The sequence below is a fragment of the Dysgonomonas sp. PF1-14 genome, from assembly GCF_029892965.1.
Lineage (GTDB): Bacteria > Bacteroidota > Bacteroidia > Bacteroidales > Dysgonomonadaceae > Dysgonomonas.
The window spans coordinates 34,606-53,468 of sequence record NZ_JARXWN010000015.1; the positions used below are offsets into that span (position 1 = coordinate 34,606).

The following is an 18,863-nucleotide window of genomic DNA, read 5'->3' on the forward strand; positions in this document are numbered from 1 at the left end:
AGAAAGTTAATAAACATTGTATATTTGTATGATGTTTACTGTATAATATGAGGAAACGGCCCCTAATTTTATTCGTTTTTACTATACTCTTTGCGGCGTGTGATACTACAAAGAACATTCCCGAAGGGCAATACCTGTTAGATGAGATCAGTATTAAGCACGATACAAAGAATGCTACTTCCGATCTCGAAGACTATGTCCGCCAGCTACCTAATTCAAGCCTTCCCTTGTTGGGTAAAGTACGTTTGGGGATTTACAACATGGCGGGCGAAGATACCAGTAAATGGATGACCCGTACCATACAGAAGATAGGGCAGGCTCCGGTTATTTACAGCGGATCATTAACCAATCAATCGAAAAATCAGCTACTCAAACAACTTAACAATCAGGGCTACCTGAATGCTGAAGTGGACACTACGCTGAAGGTAAAAGATAAGAAAATAGCTGTTACCTACCATCTCAAAGGTGGAGAGCCATATCGCATACGCGACTATGTATATGATATCAGTGATACTACGATTGCGCGTATCATGAGACGGATTCCTGCTGCTCCTTTGCTAACTAAGGGTGACTTCTTCGATGTGGATATGATGGAAGAAGAACGCTTGCGGGTAAACAGCATTATGAGGAATGTCGGTTATTACGGCTTTTCTAAAGAGTTTGTCTACTTCAAAGCCGATACCACGCTCAATTCGCACGAGGTGAATCTGTATCTGGATGTATATCCGGCAAAAGACAGTCTGCCTTATCCACGTTACAAGATAAATGATGTGACCATCGTATCAGGGATTAATCCCGAACTGAGAAGGCGTTCTGACGGGCAGATCGCTACCGGAAACCGGCGTTTTCGTAATGCAGATACTACCGAATACAAGGGAATTAAGATCATACGCGGTCGAAACAAATTCCTGCGCTCGTCTACTATCTTCAGGAACAACTTCCTGCGTAAAGGGTCTTATTACTCCGATCTTGCACTCGATTTCACCGATCAGGCATATCGTAAGATGGGGGCTATAAAACAGGTAAATATAACGACTACACCGTCGGCAAAAGACAGCACATTGCTCGATGCTACCGTAATACTATTACCGGCTAACGCACACTGGTTTCAGGCAGCGCTTGACGGGACTAACTCTGCGGGTGACTTGGGGGTTGCTCCGAGTGTTTCATATAGCCATCAGAACCTTTTCAACGGAGGCGAACAGTTCAGTATAAAGCTGAAAGGTGCTTATGAATTTGTTCCCGGAGATAAGAAGAAGAACATACTGAACGAGAACTACTACGAGTATGGTATTGAAACCAGCCTTACATTCCCGATGTTCCTTTTCCCCTGGCTGAAGAAAAGCTGGAGAGAGCAACCTCTGGCTGCGACCAAATTTACAGTGGGGCTGACTAATCAGCATCGTGCGCAATATACTCGTCAGTTCTTCAATATGGGCGTGAATTATAGTTGGGCTACAAACAGGAACAGATTGCGACACGGGCTCGATCTGTTGAGCGTAAACTATATACGTATGCCGTGGGTGTCGCATGAGTTCGACAGTGTGTATCTGAAAAATCCTGATAACCCCTTATTGCGTGAGAGTTACAGAGACCAGCTTGTCGCTCTTACCTCATATACGGTAAACTATACGAACAAAAGGCGTCTCAGCCCGCTGTCGCCAACCTATAATATTCGCGGTTCCATCGAGCTTGCAGGCCCATTGCCACGATTGGTAACCTCCCTTAGCAGAGCTAAAGAAGATGAATACGGACAGAAGAAGATTCTGGGAGTGGCATACGCCGAATATATAAAGGGAACAATGGAATATTCGCGGACACTCTACTTCTCCAAAAAGCACTCTGTCGCATATCGTGCCAGTCTGGGTCTTGCTCATCCGTTCGGAAACTCGGATGTATTGCCTTTCGAACGGCGGTTTTTCGGTGGAGGAGCCAACAGTATCAGGGGGTGGAGCACCCGCACGCTTGGTCCCGGTTCGTACCGGTCGAAGGGAACGGTGAATGAGAATGGCGAGATAGAATATCCGAAAGCAGACTTTGTGAACCAGACCGGAGATATGAAACTCGAACTAAGTATTGAAAACAGGATGAAGGTGACTTCCCTGATCGAATTCGCCCAGTTTATAGATGCCGGAAATATATGGACGCTCAAAAACTATGAGAGCCAGCCGGGCGGGCAGTTCAGGTTCAACAGTTTCTATAAAGAGATTGCTGCTTCGTACGGTTTAGGGCTTCGCTTCGACCTGACTTTCCTTGTCCTCCGCTTCGATGCCGGTATGAAGGCATACGATCCGGGGCGCGAGAAGAAGTTCGTGCTGTTTAAGCCTACACTCAATAAGATGGCATTTCATTTTGGTATAGGTTATCCGTTCTGATCTAAAGCATATAACAAAGCAGGTTCTCCCTAAAGAGAACCTGCTTTTCTTTTTCTGATTCCACTTTATTAGTGCATTCCCTGAAATACAAAGGGTTTTGCTTCTACAAAATCTTTTGCGGTATTTCCTGCAAAATTGTTTCCTGCTACCAGATTAAGCATTTTCACCGGAGCTTTTTCCGAAAAGTCGATGTCCTTAAAGTCTACCCATACCACATTCGGATATAATGTCGATTCGAAGTAGTAAACCTTGTCCTTCTGATCTGAGACTGTTCTCCACCTTGTAGACGAGATATTAGGCTCGCTGGGTGTACTTATACCATATGGAACAGATGTGTTGCGTATGACGCTGAAAACACTTGATACAGCAACGCGTGTGTCTTCCACCTTCGGTATGACGTTGATATAGTACGATGCCCTTACAAAACGGTCTGCTGCACGATTGGTACCCGGCAGGAATGTAAGTCCGCCTATATTCTTCCAGTAATTGTTAAGGGCAAGCTGCTGATCGAAGATCGGTGAGTTTGTCATCACCTGATAAGATCTGTCATGATGGATAACCAGTTTACCGTCGATGTATTCGAAAATGGCATTGTCGCCTGTCGCATCCGAGATAGACAGGTGCAGGGTAGCCATTCGTGAGCCGTCGGGCATCATATCCGATACCACTTCGAATGTTCCTTTTTGTACTTCTGCAACGGCTTCATCTACAGTAGCAAAGCTATCGAGCATATATTGTACCCATGCTGCAATAGATAGTCCCGGCTTTTTACCGTCCCATTCGGGGTAAGCCGATTCGGCCAGCCAGAGAAGGTTTGCTACAAGCCCTTTTTCGTTCATTCCATCGGTACTCGAAATATCGTATGCCGATGCTATGACACTACCATACTTTGAAGTCCACTTAAACGGGTTTTTGCCTATTTCACCGTTTCGCTGCATTCCTCTCGGAAATATCCACAGGTTGCTGTGGGTATCTTCTTTCCAGTCCATAGAACGTGCTGTGAGGATGGTGTTGTTCGGTCCCTGATAGACAATCCGGGTACAGGCTTCCATGTTGTTCAACTGTGCCGCTGCAACAACGGCAAACACGATAAGGCTTAGTCTTTTAATCATTATCATATCCGCATTTTAGTTTGTTATTTTATTAAGAACAGTTCTGATTTATTTATGTTCAAATAAGTTTTAACTAAAAGCTGACAGAGCTCATAAGTTTACTAGTTTTTTAGTTTACTAGCTTGCTAGTTTAAATTTGGCTCCGCCGATTACTTTACAATTCTTTTTTCTAGTAAACTGGAACTCTATAATCTAGTGCACTACTTTTTAACTAAAACCTGACAAAGGTGACAGAAATTCCAATCTTTAAACTCTTAAACTTTAAATATACGAACCAGCAGCTAAGCTCAAACACGTTTTTGTTTTACGCCTTTCTCACCCTACGGGTACCCCGTCCATAAAGCTAATGGCGCGTGCTGACGCTCGATTGAGTGACGATTATTCTGCCTTGTCGGCGCGTGCGACTCTGTGCATTAGCTCCGCAAGCGGGCACCTGTCCGGTGCAGGCGGCGTGGAAAGGGATGGGGCGATAGCCCGTTTGTCCCTTTCAGCCGCCAAACCGTTGACAGGTCGCAGAGGAGCGAAGCACTAGACTTTTGTTTACTTTTGGGCGATGCAAAAGTAAAAACAAGCACAGGAGTGCGCGTTAGTCATAAGCTAAATCTATTAACTCCAGACTAAGATTGAGGTTATACAAATTGAAGGTTTATTTGATATAACATCAAATACTGATTCGCATAAAATATATAATTTTTCAAAGATCACTTGTATTGTTAACTGTTGACTGATCACTGCTAACTGATATATAGATAAAACTTCCGGTTCTTTATTACATCATTGTTTACCATAAAACAAAAGAGGCTGTTCCAAAAGTACAAGGAACAGCCTCTTCATATTTATATCGGAATTTTATTTCAATCCCAGTTTTTTTGCAATAGCATCAGGCAATGCAGCCTTATTGATCACAATATTTGTAGTCTTATATTTTACGAAAGTCTCAGATGCATACCACAGCCCTTTATAAGCTCCGGTTTCACCCCACGAGTTTTTTACCATGTAATATTTCGAACCGTTCTGATCTTTAGCAATACCATATATCTGCATACCATGATCGTCTGTGGTTTCCTGATTGTCGAATGCTATCTGACGCATTTCCTGTGTAATGGTTTTCTCTTTTACAGGGCCTTGCTCGATCTTCGTTCTGATACGGCTGTTTCTCTCATTCTGAGATAAGCCCAGCCAATGTGCCTGATCGGAACCTACATTTTCAGGAGCTTCCTCGTCTGGGACTACAGCTACGCCATTGCGGATAAAGCCGATCTCGCTTACATCGGTTGCCCAGGCAACAGTATATCCATTGTTGACGGCATAATCAAATACCTGCATAAACTCGTCTATCGGCAGATTGTAAGAAAGTGCCCAGCGCCAGTTGTCCGGTATTTCCAATGCAAATGGTGCATAAAACGGATGATGGTTGAACGATGTAAGGGAAATATAATTACCGCTCTCCAATCCTAAAGACTGAGCAAAAGATTTCGGAGTATATGATTTTCCCTGATACTGGAAGTTTTGAGGTATCGTTCCGAAATAGGCGTCCAATATACCGTTGAATCCGGTTGCCCATACCGGCGAAATTCGCCTGTTCTTATTCTCGGTTACTCCTTTTACATATCCCGATAGTCCGGCTTCTACTTCTCCATGCTTATGAGTGGTTTCGCCATAATTAAGACCTGTATAAGCTTCGTTAGGCAATACGCCGTATGTGTCGAGTGTTTCCACTACATCGGCAAACGAACCACCCTGTGCAAAGTTAAGGTTTCCGCCTACTCTGACATATTTATCGGCTTTATCGGCATAATTGCGACGCACGATGTACATTTCCGACAGGTCATATTCGCCCTTTCCGGTACGGATAAGTTCAGACTCAAGAAAGGCTATGCCGGAAAAACTCCAGCACGTTCCGCTGTTTCCCTGATTTTTGATAGATGTTATAGGATTTTCTTTTACCACTGTAAACCGGTATCCTGATGACTGGCTATACATGCCAATGCTTAACAGGACGAATGCCGTTAAAAATAATTTTTTCATATCACTTACTCTTTTTATGTTGTTATGGTATTTTAAATGCTAACTTCTTCCTCGCCACCCTCTTTGCGTTTCAGCTCAGGGTAAGCTACACGCAGATGGCGCATACTGATCAGCTTTTCGGAAAATACTTCTTTCACATCTTCTATGTCTTTGAATGTAATGGGAGCATTCTTCATCAGCCCGTCACTCACCTGCGTATCTATCAGTCTGTTCACCAATTCGATAATCGCTTCTTTCGAGTTGTCTTTCAGGCTGCGCGATGCCGCTTCCACCGTATCGGCCATCATCAGTATAGCCGTTTCACGCGTAAACGGATTAGGGCCCGGATAGGTAAAATCAGCTTTATCGACTTCCTCATCGGGATGGCTGTTTACATACGAATTATAGAAATATTTTGCCTTACCCGCACCATGATGTGTTTCAATGAAGTCGATGATTTGTTGGGGCAGCTTATTCTTTTTAGCAATCTTTACGCCTTCTGCCACATGGTCTATGATGATGCGCGCGCTTTCTTTCTCGGTAAGCCCGGCATGCGGATTCATTCCCTCCGACTGATTTTCGGTAAAGAATATCGGATTCACCATCTTGCCTATATCATGATATAAAGCTCCTGTACGCACAAGGGTGGCATTCGCCCCGATGCGGTGCGCTGCCGAAACCACAAGGGTAGATACCTGCATAGAGTGCTGGAATGTTCCCGGTGCTACTTCCGACAGTTGCTGCAACAATGGACGGTTTGTATTGGACAGCTCGATCATACTCACTTCCGACATAAATCCGAAAACCCGCTCGCAGACATAGACTAACAGGTAAGCAAACGAAACGAATACAAAATTGATACAGAAATAGATATACATCCTTCCGTTTTCCTTAATCAGTGAGATATCTCCTTCAGTACACAATATCCATCCGGTATAGGTCACTATATAAGTGAGCAGGATCAGCAGTGAGCAATATATCAGCTGCGAACGTTCCGACAGGTTGCGAAGGCTGAATATACACATATAGCCCACAAGTATCTGAATGACAATAAACTGCGCCATCTGCGCCAACGGGAGCATCAGGACACATATCATCACAGTGAGCATATGTGTAGTCATCGCCGTACGCGAATCTATAAATGTACGGATAAGGATAGTCGGTATGGCAAAAGGTACAAGATACATCAGGCTGAACATTTTAGTATCGGCCATTAGTCCCGTTATAACCGGAAATATCACTACCATGATCAACATAAATATTACATTCTTCCGATTGTTGTACTCATGTAGCCGGTAGAACTTGAGATAAACCATCAGCGACATGATGAACAAGGTGATCATTACCAATTCACCAAATATCAGCCATCCGGGTTTTGACTTTGTACCTACCTTGTTGACGACTTCACTGTTATAAGAATCGAGAATATTCTTGGTACGGGCATCTACTATTTCGCCCCGATCGATAATTTTTTCGCCGGATTGTATCTCTCCCTGATAGAGGGCAACCTGATCCTGCATTTGCTTTTTCAGGTCATTCGACTTCTTTTCATCAAACAAAATACTCACATCCAGTTTGAAATCAAGAGCTTTCAGTATATCTGGATCGAGGCTTTTAGGCGCATCACCCAATATCTTGTCGTAAGCCTGTCGCGGAGTATAAAAGGACGCCAGATGCCGCGTAGAAAAGATAATCTCGCTCTCGTTCCGCAACTGAAGCTGTTTTTTATTCAGGTTTTGTACCTTATCATAGTCTTCGACAGATATAATACCGCCTTTGTAGATCTCGCTGAGTTTACGGCTCACATAGCTGATATATTCGGCTGGTATGTTTTTTACTCTGGCATTCTGTTCAAACTGCGATACAACATCTTTTGCTACCGACAGCTTATTTTCGTAATAAGGCTGGTACGATCTGAGAACACTGTCTTTTTCCTGCTGTATCTGTTCGGCAGACTTGTGTATGTAGAAATTGAAAGGTGCTGTAAGCAGTCCGTATTGCCATGGCCTGTTTTCGGTATAGGTGTATTTGTATTTACCCTCGCGAGGTAAAAAATACATAATAACCAAAATAGTAGCTATAAAGAATACGGGGGTGGGAATTTTGATACTCCCATTAAATATCTTATTTATTTGTGCCATAAAGCTATGGTTTAGAATACAAATCTACAAGATTATTTTTTATTAGAAGAAAAATAGAGGTGCAAAAGGAGTAATCTGCTACTGTATAGAAATACAGGCAGCACTTCTCATCTTATATGTTTACCTCAACAGATGGCGACTGGAGTTTCATCATCTGTCCGATCCTGATATAAATGCTGCGAAGCAGGCCTGTTCGGGAAGCGTGACAAAACAGTGCCAGTCATAAAATCTTTCTCTTCCTCTGCAATCCTTGTATTCGCCCGGTGCTACTCTATGGTTTTATTTTCCTTTTTATCACTTTCCCGGAACTTTATCTATACCCCAAAAGTATAAACCAATAAAAAAGATAAAGTTATGAAATACTCAGACCGTTTAGTTGAAAAGATGATCCGCCTGATAGAAGAAGATACCTACACCATCACCGAAATATGTGAAGCCCTGAAGATCAGCCGACACACTTATTATGAATGGCGAAACACCAAACCCGACTTTCGCCGTAAGATAGACGAAGCCATAGACCGCCGCGACGATGCACTGGTAGTCATTGCCCGCAAATCGCTAAAACAAAAACTCGAAGGCTGCGTACTCACCGAAGAGCGCTGCGTGTATGAACCCGCCAGAAGCAACTCGGAAGTACAAATACTAAAAACCCGTACCGTCCGTAAGAAACAATGTCCGCCCGACCTGCGCGCCATCAAATACGTGCTCGACCGCAACGACAAACGCCGCGAAGCCGACAACAGCCCTTCACGCCGTCCGATGATCATCAATGTACCCGACCAGCACACAGCCGATATGTTGCGTGCGATGGATGAACCCGACTACTGGGACAAGCGTCAGAAGATGATAGACGAGAAATATGCTCCCGGCGGCATTTGGTCTGATAAAGAAAGGGTTGACGAGACCGCGTATAAGAAGGATGAATAACAGCCCCTGCCGACCTCCCCAAAGGGCAGGCTTGTTAAGTTCTAATTTTTTTTCATCAATTGCCTCCACTTTTAAGTGGAGGAATAAGGTAGATCATTACGAAATGGCTTTAGCCAAAACAGATTTGACTAAAGTCGTTTTAGGTATTACTTCCAACCCACGCCTTAAAAGGCGTGGCAATTCATAGAACTTAATAATCCTGCTTCTTTGAAGAGGCTTGAAAAGAGAGTAAAAAATGGTAAAAGAGTGAGTTTTGTAAGGTTTTAGTTAAAATAAGTATCACGCAAAGACGCAAAGAAAATACTTGTAACTGCCCGCAGGGCGAAGTGAACTTGTAACTAGAAAACTGCAAATTGTTAACTGTTGACTGAAAAGGCGGATTTTAGTTAAATAAATGTCATCATGATATACTAAAAATACTTTTTCGTGGTTAAGATAGAAACTGTTGTGACTTTTTATACTTTTTGGCAACTAATTGGAAGACGGTAGTAGCGAACTCGTCGGAAAATAATGTTAGTTTAACGGATTGTCATTGCAGTCGACTATGATAAATAATAATTTCACAACAGCGATTTAGAGAGAATACAGAAGAACTTAGAATAAACATGTCCTGTTATTCTATACTTTAATTGAAACGAGCACTAATAAAATTTTAACTGACAAAATCAATGAAATTGTATTTTAGACCTTCACTAAGTAGAACTTGGGTGATGCCTCTATGGCTTTTCTGGTTTTTTTTACTCACAGGTTCGTCCTTTGCCCAGACGTACAAAGTGAGTGGAGTAGTAACTGAAGCCAAAACGAAGGAGACGCTGGTAGGCGTTCCAATTCAGATAAAAGAGCGTTCAGCTAACGGAGTATCGTCAGACGAAACCGGAAAGTATAGTATATCACTGCCCAAAGGGGAATATACCCTGTCGGTAGACTATATGGGATTTGAAAAGAAACAGGTGAAAATATCGCTGACTAAAGATATGGTACAGGATATAGAGCTGACACAGACCACTATCGGGCTGAGCGAAGTCGTTGTTTCGGCAGAGCGTCCCGATGCGAATGTGTCTGCTCCCCAAACCGGAATACAGCGAATGGAAATACAGCAGATAAACAAGCTGCCGGTACTGCTCGGAGAGCGCGACATAATAAAGGCTATACAGCTGATGCCCGGTGTACAGGGGGCAGGAGAGGGGAGTTCCGGTTTCTTCGTGCGTGGAGGTAGTGTCGATCAGAATCTTATTTTACTCGATAACGTATCTCTTTACAATGCCTCGCATCTTATGGGATTCTTTTCCACGTTTAACTCTGCCGTACTGCGCGATGTAACCCTTTACAAGGGCGCTATGCCAGCCCAGTATGGAGAGCGTCTGGCTTCTATTCTCGATGTACAACAGCGAAACGGCGACAATCAGAAATATCATGTAGAAGGTGGTATTGGGCTTATCTCGTCTAATGTAAGTGCCGAAGGCCCTATACAAAAAGGGAAGTCTTCTTTCATGATAGGAGCGCGACGTACCTATGCCGATGCTATTGCCCGCCTGTCGGGAGTCGAAGATGCAAAGAATGCCTACCTGTATTTTTACGACCTGAATATGAAACTGAACTTTGCCTTGTCCGATAAAGACCAGCTTACGTTGTCGGGTTATCTGGGTAAGGATAAGATGGTACTGAAAGATGCCGCCGAAATGAATTGGGGAAACAAATTCCTGACGCTGGGCTGGAATCATACATATAACAATAAATGGCTATCGCGTACATCGCTATCCTATAACCAGTACGATTATTTTGCTCAGATGGAAATGGGAATGGATCTGAAAGGAGGATCGGATATTACCGATATCGGATTCAAGCACGAATTTCTGTTCCAGCCTACCAAGAATAGCCAATGGCGTTTCGGATTGCACTCTACCCATCACGATCTGGCTCCGGGAGACTTTGAAATGAACTCGGAACAACAGAACTCCGTAAATCTGCATCACCGCTATTCTCTCGAAAATGGCTTGTACGCCTCTAACCAGATAAAACTGAACGACAGACTCGAAGTTATATACGGATTGCGTTTGTCAGCATTCATGGCTTTGGGGAAGGGTGAATATTATACACTGGATGCCGATAACAATGTGCTCGACTCCACATGGTACAATGCGGGTAAGATAGTAAAGACCTACTGGAATCTGGAACCGCGACTATCTGCTGCTTACAAGCTCAACAAGGTGTCTTCGCTGAAAGCTGCCTATGCGCGTACTGTGCAAAATATGCACCTGCTTACCTATTCGGCTCAGGGAACTCCTTTCGACCGCTGGACATCGAGTTCTAACAATGTGAAGCCGCAGATTGCCGATCAGGTATCGCTTGGTTACTTCCGTAACTTTGCAGATAATATGTTCGAATTCAGTGTCGAAGCTTACTATAAGGATATGAAGAACCAGATAGACTTTAAGGACAATGCCGACTTCATGGGTTATGACGTTGTCGAGTCCGAGTTATTGTATGGTAAAGGTCGTGCTTATGGTATCGAGTTTTTCCTGAAAAAGAATACCGGACGCTTTACCGGATGGATAGGCTATACGTTGGCAAAGTCGGAAAAGAAGATAGACGGCATTAACGAAGGCAGATGGTACAATGCATTTCAGGACAGGCGGCATGATTTCTCCATCGTGGGCATGTACGAGTTGAATCAGAAGTGGTCGTTCTCTGCTGCATGGGTTTATTATACAGGGAATGCAATCACTTACCCGAGTGGCAAATATCAGATAAACGGAAAGGATGTGATGTACTATGCCGAGCGTAACGGATACAGAATGCCTGCATACCATCGTCTCGATCTGGGGGCTACCTGCCAGCTGAAAAAGACAGCGAAATTTCAGTCCGAACTGGTTTTTGGCTTGTACAATGCTTACGGACGCGAAAATGCGTACATGATAGAGTTCCGAACCAATACGAAGAACCCTGAAAAGACAACTGCATACCAGTATTCTCTATTTACATTCGTTCCATCCGTTTCGTGGAATTTCAAATTCTAATATATTAAACAAAAGATAGTTATGAATAAGTCAATCAATATATACAAGCTGATATTTTCGGGAATTGTGGTAATGCTTCTGTTTTCTTCATGCGAGAAAGAAATAGATGTCGATCTTCGGTCGGTTCCACCTAAAGTAGTGATAGAAGGTATTGTAAAACTAGACTCGCTGGCGCGTGTAAGAGTCAGTGAAACAAAGGATTTCAGCGACAACAGCGGATACCCTGCGCTGAAAGACGCTGTGGTAAAAATATGGGACGATGCAGGCAACTCCGAAACACTTGTGCAGGATGCCACAGGGTGGTATGTAGCCGATGTGCTGAAAGGCGCTGCCGGACGTACATATAACCTGTCTGTCACTTACGATGGTACTGAATATACATCTACATCGGCTATGCCGCCGTTTGTGCCTATAGATTCACTGACAATGTATAAGATACTGGTAATGGACTATGCTCTGCCAATGGTGCATTATACCGATCCTGTGGGTAAGGCAAATGAATACTACAGGGCTATGGTGTTTATCAATGGTAAGCAGCATCCCGATGTGCATGAGCTGGCTTTCTCTGCTGAGTTTATGGACGGAAGCCCGATGCACGAGATATTGCCTATATTCACTAATGATGAAGACGTAGATCCTATATACCCGGATGATGAGATTGAAGTAGAGTTCCAGTGTATTGATAAAGGGGCTTATGAGTTCTTCAAGACGCTGGGCGATATAGGAAATTCACTGGCAAACCCAACTACCAATATCAAGGGTGGCGCTTTGGGCTACTTTAGTGCCTGTACATCTGACCGGATGAAGATTATAGCTAAATGGTAGGTCCTTGAGAATGGGGTTTATTTTTTTAAGTTTAACTCCTCTTCGAGCCTCAATATCTGATCGCGGAACTGAGCGGCTTCCAAGAACTCCAGTTTCTTAGCCGCTGCGGTCATTTGCTTCTTCGCTTTGGCGATAGCTTTGGTCAGCTCGTCTTTGGTCATGTACTCTATCTTATCCTCTGAGGCAATAGCCATGTCGGCAAGCTCCTGATGATAAGTCTTTACAGACAGTTGTTCCTCTTTACGCATACTAAAGACGGACATTCGCGCTTTCTTTATCTGTTGAGGTATAATGCCATGCTCCTTGTTGTATGCCATCTGTATTTCCCTGCGGCGGTTAGTCTCGTCTATAGTCTTTTGCATACTTTCGGTTATGCGGTCGGCATAGAAGATCACCTTTCCGTTCACGTTACGGGCAGCCCTTCCCACAGTCTGGGTAAGTGACCGGTGCGAGCGCAGGAAACCTTCTTTGTCGGCATCCAGTATGGCTACCAGTGACACTTCGGGCAGGTCTAGTCCCTCACGCAGCAGGTTTACACCTACCAGTACATCAAATTGTCCGGAGCGCAGTTCGTCCATTATCTGTACCCTGTCCAGCGTATCCACGTCGGAGTGTATATAGCTGCACTTTATACTGTTGTTCAGCAGATAACTGGTCAGCTCTTCCGCCATACGTTTGGTGAGCGTGGTAACGAGGGTACGTTCGTTTTTTTCCACCCGCAGCTGTATCTCCTCCATCAGGTCGTCTATCTGGTTCAGGCTCGGACGCACATCGATTGGTGGATCAAGTAGGCCTGTCGGGCGTATAAGCTGCTCCACTACAATGCCTTCCGACTTCATCAGTTCATAATCGGCAGGGGTAGCGCTCACATATATGGTTTGTGGAACAAGGGATTCGAACTCCTCGAATTTCAGAGGCCTGTTGTCGAGTGCGGCAGGCAGGCGGAACCCGTATTCCACAAGGTTTTCCTTGCGGGAATGGTCGCCTCCGTACATAGCCCGTATCTGTGGTATGGTGACATGGCTTTCGTCTATCACCATCAGAAAGTCGTCTGGGAAGAAGTCGAGCAGGCAGAAGGGGCGTGTACCCGGTCTGCGGTTGTCGAAATAGCGCGAATAGTTCTCTATACCCGAACAGTGACCTACTTCGCGTATCATCTCCAAGTCGTAAGTAACACGTTCATAGAGCCGTTTGGCTTCGAGTGGTTTTCCTATCGACTGAAAGAAGTCTACCTGCCGTCCCAAGTCTATTTCTATCTCGGAAATAGCTCTTACCATACGGTCTTTAGTCGTTACGAACAAGTTTGCCGGATATATACGGAAATCATTGTATTGGCTTATCTTAACTCCGCTCAGCGGATCGAGGCATTCGATACTTTCTATTTCGTCGCCCCAGAATACAATGCGTACAATAGGATCACCATATGCGAGGAACACATCTACCGTGTCTCCCTTCACCCTGAAGTTTCCGGCTTTTGGCTCCACTTCATTGCGGGAGTAGAGTGCGCTAACCAGTGCACGCAAGAATACATCGCGTACAAGCTTCTGCCCTACATGCAGGCTTATGGTAGAGTTCTCGAAATCTTCGGGATTCCCCATACCATAGAGGCACGAAACAGAGGACACAACGATAACGTCGCGCCTTCCCGAAAGCAGGGATGTAGTGGTTGCCAGACGCAGCTTTTCTATTTCATCGTTTATAGAGAGGTCTTTCTCTATGTAGGTGTTGGTAGAGGGTATATAAGCTTCAGGCTGATAGTAGTCATAATACGAGACAAAGTATTCCACCGCATTTTCGGGGAAGAAGGTCTTGAACTCGCTGTATAGCTGTGCTGCCAGAGTCTTGTTATGGCTCAGTACCAGCGTGGGCTTGTTCACATTTTGTATTACATTGGCTACCGTAAAGGTTTTCCCCGAGCCTGTAACTCCCAGCAAGGTTTGAGAAGGGATGTGTTCTAATACTCCTTCAGATAATGCTGCGATAGCTGTGGGTTGGTCCCCGGTAGGTTTATAGTTGGAGGTAAGTTTAAATTCCATTAATAAAGTTCACGCGTTATTTGATTTATATAAATGCAAGGTATTATATAACAATGGGTTAATATCGGATGTTCAAAATGTATGTCACATACTTTATGAAAAGTCAAAGATAATAAGATTTACGCACTTTTTTTCCAATTATATGACTATTAACAGATAGTGTAAATGTATGAGAAATGAATAAGTTTATCTATATAGCAGTTAACAATACAAGTGTTCTTTGAAAAATTATATATTTAATGCGGATCAGTATTTGATGTTATATCAAATAAACCTTCAATTTGTATAACCTCAATCTTAGTCTGGAGTTAATAGATTTAGCTTATGACTAACGCGCACTCCTGTGCTTGTTTTTACTTTTGCATCGCCCAAAAGTAAACAAAAGTCTAGTGCTTCGCTCCTCTGCGACCTGTCAACGGTTTGGCGGCTGAAAGGGACGAACGGGCTATCGCCCCATCACCTTCCACGCCGCCTGCACCGGACAGGTGCCCGCTTGCGGAGCTAATGCACAGAGTCGCACGCGCCGACAAGGCAGAATAATCGTCACTCAATCGAGCGTCAGCACGCGCCATTAGCTTTATGGACGGGGTACCCGTAGGGTGAGAAAGGCGTAAAACAAAAACGTGTTTGAGCTTAGCTGCTGGTTCGTATTATGTAAAAACCATGAGCGAGTTTTTTTGTTTAGCCTTTAAGCCCTCTAACGGGTCGTTCTATGAAGCGGGGCGCTAAAGACTTTTTGATTCCTTTTGCGGCTTTGGGCAAAAGGAATGCAAGTAATCTGTGATTGCGCGCAGAAAGAAATTGAACATATAATCTCAACTACTGATTCGTATATTTAAAGTTTAAGAGTTTAAAGATTGGAATTTCTGTCACCTTTGTCAGGTTTTAGTTAAAAAGTAGTGTACTAGATTATAGAGTTCTAGTTTACTAGAAAAAAGAATTGCAAAGTAATCGGCGGAGCCAAATTTAAACTAGCAAGCTAGTAAACTAAAAAAACTAGTAAACTTATGAGCTCTGTCAGATTTTAGTTAAAATGAAATATTATTATCATGTGTTTATCTTGATTAACCAACCTGCGAAAAATGATTTCCAATTAAAAAATGTATTTTTGCATATCGAACCGAATATCATGATTATGAAGAAAGTCGTTCTCTTTTTATATCAGCTATTTATCTTCGCTCCGATTTTTGTTCTGGCGACTATTATTACCGCAGTCACTGTGATGATAGGCTGCCTGATAGGTAATCGTAATTTCTGGGGATATTATCCTCCCCGTCTCTGGGGTAAGCTTGCATGTCGTCTGGCACTTTGCCGTATAAAGGTAGTTCGTCATGCAAATTTGGATCCTGACAAGTCCTATGTATTTGTACCTAATCACCAGAGTGCGTACGATATATTTCTTATTTACGGGTATCTGAATCAGAATATCAAATGGGTGCAAAAGCAGGAGTTACGTAAAATCCCTTTCGTAGGGAAGGCTTCTGAGATTGCCGGCCATGTGTTTGTAGACCAGTCGAACCTGAAGTCGATGAAAGATACAATTGCAAAAGCTGAGGCACAACTGGGTGAAGGGGCATCTATGGTAATCTTTCCTGAAGGAGCGCGAACGAAGACAGGGAAAATGGGACGGTTTAAGCGCGGAGCTTTCATTATAGCTAAAGAAATGAATTTGCCGGTTGTTCCAGTAACGGTGAACGGCCCTTACGATCTGATGAAGATGAAGACCTATCTGATCAATCCGTGTACACTCGAGTTGATTGTACATGAGCCGGTTTCGACAGCAGAGGTAACAGACGAGAATATGCCGGAATTTATAAACGATTGCAGGGAGACTGTCTATTCCGGTTTGTGGGATAAATACAAATAATGACTAATAAAATAATTCATAGCAAGATACAATACCAATTTTTTGTACTTTTGTGGCTTTACTTAACATCAATCAATTTACATATGAAGTTTAGAAATATATTATTCCTCTCATTTCTTTTCGCCGCAGGCTTTACTTGCGGGTCACAGGCTGTGTGGGGTAGCGAAATGAAAGATATGTCCGAAGCTGCTGTGATTGAATCTATAAATGATGGCATAATCACACATACAGTGGCAAAAGGTGAAACAGTATATTCTATTGCTGCTGCTTATAATACAACCGTTTCGGAAATATACAGGCTGAACCCGAAAGCAGAGAACGGAATAAGAACTGGGGACAAGCTACAGATACTAAAAGTAAGGGTTGCCACAGGATACAGCAATCACCAAATAGAAGCAAAAGAAACAATGTTCTCCGTAGCCCGGATGTACCATATTTCGGTTGACGATCTTAAAAGATCGAATCCCGGACTTGACGAATCTTCTTTCAGCATAGGTAAGACTATAATGATACCCCGTTTCGATGGTCAGGCAAGTAGTACAAATACGCAATCTGTTGCCCGAAAAGAACATCGTGTTCAGAAAGGTGAAACTCTATATAGCATAGGCAAAGCCAACGATACATCGGTAGAAGCCTTGTTAAGTGCAAATCCGTCACTGAGAGGGGGTGGACTGAAAGAAGGGATGTCGATAACGATACCATCGAAGCAGGATGAGGTGGTTCGCGTAATAAACAGACAAGAGCCTGTGCGAATAACCGAGACATCGTTTACTCCGGCAGAAGACATCGTGCGTGTAGGTATATTGTTTCCTTTTACCGACGATAAAGGAAGTGTACAGAAAGAAAAACTGGCAGAATACTACGAAGGCTTCCTTATTGCAGTAAGGGAACTGAAAGGCAAAGGACTGAATGCAGAGATATATACTTTCGACACAGGTGAAGAGAAGAATACGAAGAGACTCGAAAGCCTGTTGGGTACGAATGAAATGAATAATATGAACCTGATTATAGGAGGTGTATCAAAACAGCAGATAGATATGTTGGCAAAGTTTTCTAAAAAAACAGGGATTCGTTATGCCATTCCTTTCGGGTCGACCAAAGAGATAGAGAATACACCTACTTTATTCCAGATGACAATGTCACATTCCGAGCTGTACTACGAAATAGCTGATGCTTTCAGGAAAAAGTATAATGGATATAATATCATTTTTGTGTCGGAAAGTGGATCTGATAATGATAAGTCGGACTTTGTTAGTGAACTGAAAAAGGTATTGACAAAATCGGGTGTTCAGTTTAAGAATATATCGGGTTCGAGTAATTTGCCCGCCGATATCAAGAAAGAGTCGGATGCCTCAAAAAAGAATGTACTTGTCCCTACTTCATCGTCCGACGTCACTCTACGGAAAGTGTTGGCAAGTATAGGCTCCCTGTCTCCCGAATCGGTTACGCTGTTCGGTTATCCCGAGTGGCAGACATATACACAACGCGCAGCAGAATTGCATAAGTATGATGCCTCTATATATAGCATTTTCTTTCTCAACGACAAGCAATGGGGTGTCCAGCATTTTCAGCAAGAGTATAAGAAATGGTATAATAAAGATCTGATAAATTCGTACCCGAAATTTGGCTATCTGGGTTATGATGCAGGAATTTTCTTCCTTACAGAGATGAATAAATATGGTAGCCGTATCGAAAATAATATTTCAGAAGTAAAATCTGCTACACTTCAGTCTGCTGTTCATTTCCAGCGGATCAATGATGGCGGGGGCTTTGTGAATAAAGGAGTCTACTTCGTTAATTATAAAACAAATTCGAGCATCGAAAAAACTGATATTACAAAGTAAATGGCAAAGAAAAGTATTCTGCTTCTGGTCTCTATCCTTTTTACACTTGTTGTAAGCGGTCAGGATAATAAGTTCAAGTCCGAATGGAATGTAGGAGTAGGATTCGGTCCTACATTTTCGTCTGTCGATTTTGAAGTGTCCAAATCGCCCGAAAGGCTGCGGACGAAATCCACGCAGCAGTTTTTCGGAGGACTTGCACTCAGATACCTTTCAGAAAAAAATCTCGGGCTGATAGTTGAGCTCAACTATAGTCAGCAAGGATGGGAGCAGGATTTCAGGGTGAAAGACAACCCTGAATATGCAGGTTTTACGCATAAGCATAAGTTGAATTATCTGGAATTACCGGTACTTACACACATTTATTTCGGACGAAAAGTCCGCTTCGTTTTCAATCTGGGACCCAAAATCGGCTTCCTGTTGAGCGACAGCGAAGAAATGAGCCAGGAATTACTTGATAGACTTTCCAGTGGCGATTTACCTGCAAGGCTTGTTACCGATCAGTATTACCGCATGGCAGAACGAAAGATAGATTACGGACTGATGGCCGGTATGGGGCTTGAGTTCAGAACGGGTATAGGCAGTTTTATGCTCGAGGGGCGCTATACCTTCGGATTGGGTGATATATATAGAAACGGTAAGGCCGACTATTTTTCACGCTCGGCAAACAGGGTTATTTCTGCAAAATTGACATACTACGTTAAGCTATTCTGAT

Annotated in this window: 13 protein-coding genes; 8 read left to right on the forward strand and 5 right to left on the reverse strand. The window is 43.4% G+C overall.

Going from position 1 to position 18,863, the window contains the following annotated elements; translation table 11 throughout:
• Positions 1-47 precede the first annotated feature (47 nt).
• A complete protein-coding gene (locus M2448_RS16000) occupies positions 48-2,375 on the forward strand; it encodes a BamA/TamA family outer membrane protein (RefSeq protein WP_280647255.1) in 2,328 nt (775 codons plus the stop codon).
• 68 nt (positions 2,376-2,443) lie between these two features.
• On the opposite strand, the gene M2448_RS16005 is transcribed toward M2448_RS16000, so the two are convergent.
• Positions 2,444-3,493: a linear amide C-N hydrolase gene (locus M2448_RS16005; protein ID WP_280647254.1), complete on the reverse strand. Its 1,050-nt coding sequence runs from the start codon at positions 3,491-3,493 to the stop codon at positions 2,444-2,446.
• A gap of 340 nt (positions 3,494-3,833) precedes the next feature.
• On the opposite strand from M2448_RS16005, the gene M2448_RS16010 reads away from it, so the two are divergent.
• Entirely contained in the window at positions 3,834-4,019 is a 186-nt protein-coding gene (locus M2448_RS16010; protein ID WP_280647253.1) for a hypothetical protein, read from the forward strand.
• A 317-nt stretch (positions 4,020-4,336) separates the two neighbouring features.
• Here the strand turns inward: M2448_RS16010 and M2448_RS16015 are convergent, their stop codons facing one another.
• Both M2448_RS16015 and M2448_RS16020 read right to left on the reverse strand, forming a co-directional pair.
• Positions 4,337-5,515 carry a C1 family peptidase gene (locus tag M2448_RS16015; RefSeq protein ID WP_280647252.1) on the reverse strand — a complete coding sequence of 393 codons (1,179 nt, stop codon included), beginning with the start codon at positions 5,513-5,515 and terminating at the stop codon, positions 4,337-4,339.
• Positions 5,516-5,547: 32 nt separating this feature from the next.
• Entirely contained in the window at positions 5,548-7,635 is a 2,088-nt protein-coding gene (locus M2448_RS16020) for an HDIG domain-containing metalloprotein (protein ID WP_280647251.1), read from the reverse strand.
• A 354-nt stretch (positions 7,636-7,989) separates the two neighbouring features.
• Between M2448_RS16020 and M2448_RS16025 the strand changes: the two genes are divergently transcribed.
• The 3 genes from M2448_RS16025 (at position 7,990) to M2448_RS16035 (ending at position 12,404) form a co-directional block, all read left to right on the forward strand.
• Entirely contained in the window at positions 7,990-8,562 is a 573-nt protein-coding gene (locus M2448_RS16025; protein WP_280647250.1) for a phBC6A51 family helix-turn-helix protein, read from the forward strand.
• A gap of 668 nt (positions 8,563-9,230) precedes the next feature.
• Positions 9,231-11,579 (forward strand): TonB-dependent receptor, encoded by a 2,349-nt coding sequence (locus M2448_RS16030; protein ID WP_280647249.1) that lies wholly within the window; start codon positions 9,231-9,233, stop codon positions 11,577-11,579.
• 21 nt (positions 11,580-11,600) lie between these two features.
• The gene (locus M2448_RS16035; protein ID WP_280647248.1) at positions 11,601-12,404 is read left to right on the forward strand and encodes a DUF4249 domain-containing protein; all 804 of its coding nucleotides are present in this window, start codon (positions 11,601-11,603) and stop codon (positions 12,402-12,404) included.
• A gap of 17 nt (positions 12,405-12,421) precedes the next feature.
• Here M2448_RS16035 and uvrB read toward each other — a convergent pair whose 3' ends face one another.
• Positions 12,422-14,440 carry an excinuclease ABC subunit UvrB gene (uvrB, locus tag M2448_RS16040; RefSeq protein ID WP_280647247.1) on the reverse strand — a complete coding sequence of 673 codons (2,019 nt, stop codon included), beginning with the start codon at positions 14,438-14,440 and terminating at the stop codon, positions 12,422-12,424.
• Positions 14,441-14,826: 386 nt separating this feature from the next.
• Entirely contained in the window at positions 14,827-15,012 is a 186-nt protein-coding gene (locus M2448_RS16045) for a hypothetical protein (RefSeq protein ID WP_280647246.1), read from the reverse strand.
• Positions 15,013-15,575: 563 nt separating this feature from the next.
• On the opposite strand from M2448_RS16045, the gene M2448_RS16050 reads away from it, so the two are divergent.
• From M2448_RS16050 to M2448_RS16060, 3 genes are all read left to right on the forward strand, one after another.
• Positions 15,576-16,307 carry a lysophospholipid acyltransferase family protein gene (locus tag M2448_RS16050; RefSeq protein WP_280647245.1) on the forward strand — a complete coding sequence of 244 codons (732 nt, stop codon included), beginning with the start codon at positions 15,576-15,578 and terminating at the stop codon, positions 16,305-16,307.
• 83 nt (positions 16,308-16,390) lie between these two features.
• A complete protein-coding gene (locus tag M2448_RS16055) occupies positions 16,391-18,151 on the forward strand; it encodes a LysM peptidoglycan-binding domain-containing protein (RefSeq protein ID WP_280647244.1) in 1,761 nt (586 codons plus the stop codon).
• Complete coding sequence (locus M2448_RS16060; RefSeq protein WP_280647243.1) at positions 18,152-18,862, forward strand: porin family protein; 711 nt, start codon at positions 18,152-18,154, stop codon at positions 18,860-18,862.
• The last annotated feature ends 1 nt before the right edge of the window (position 18,863 follow it).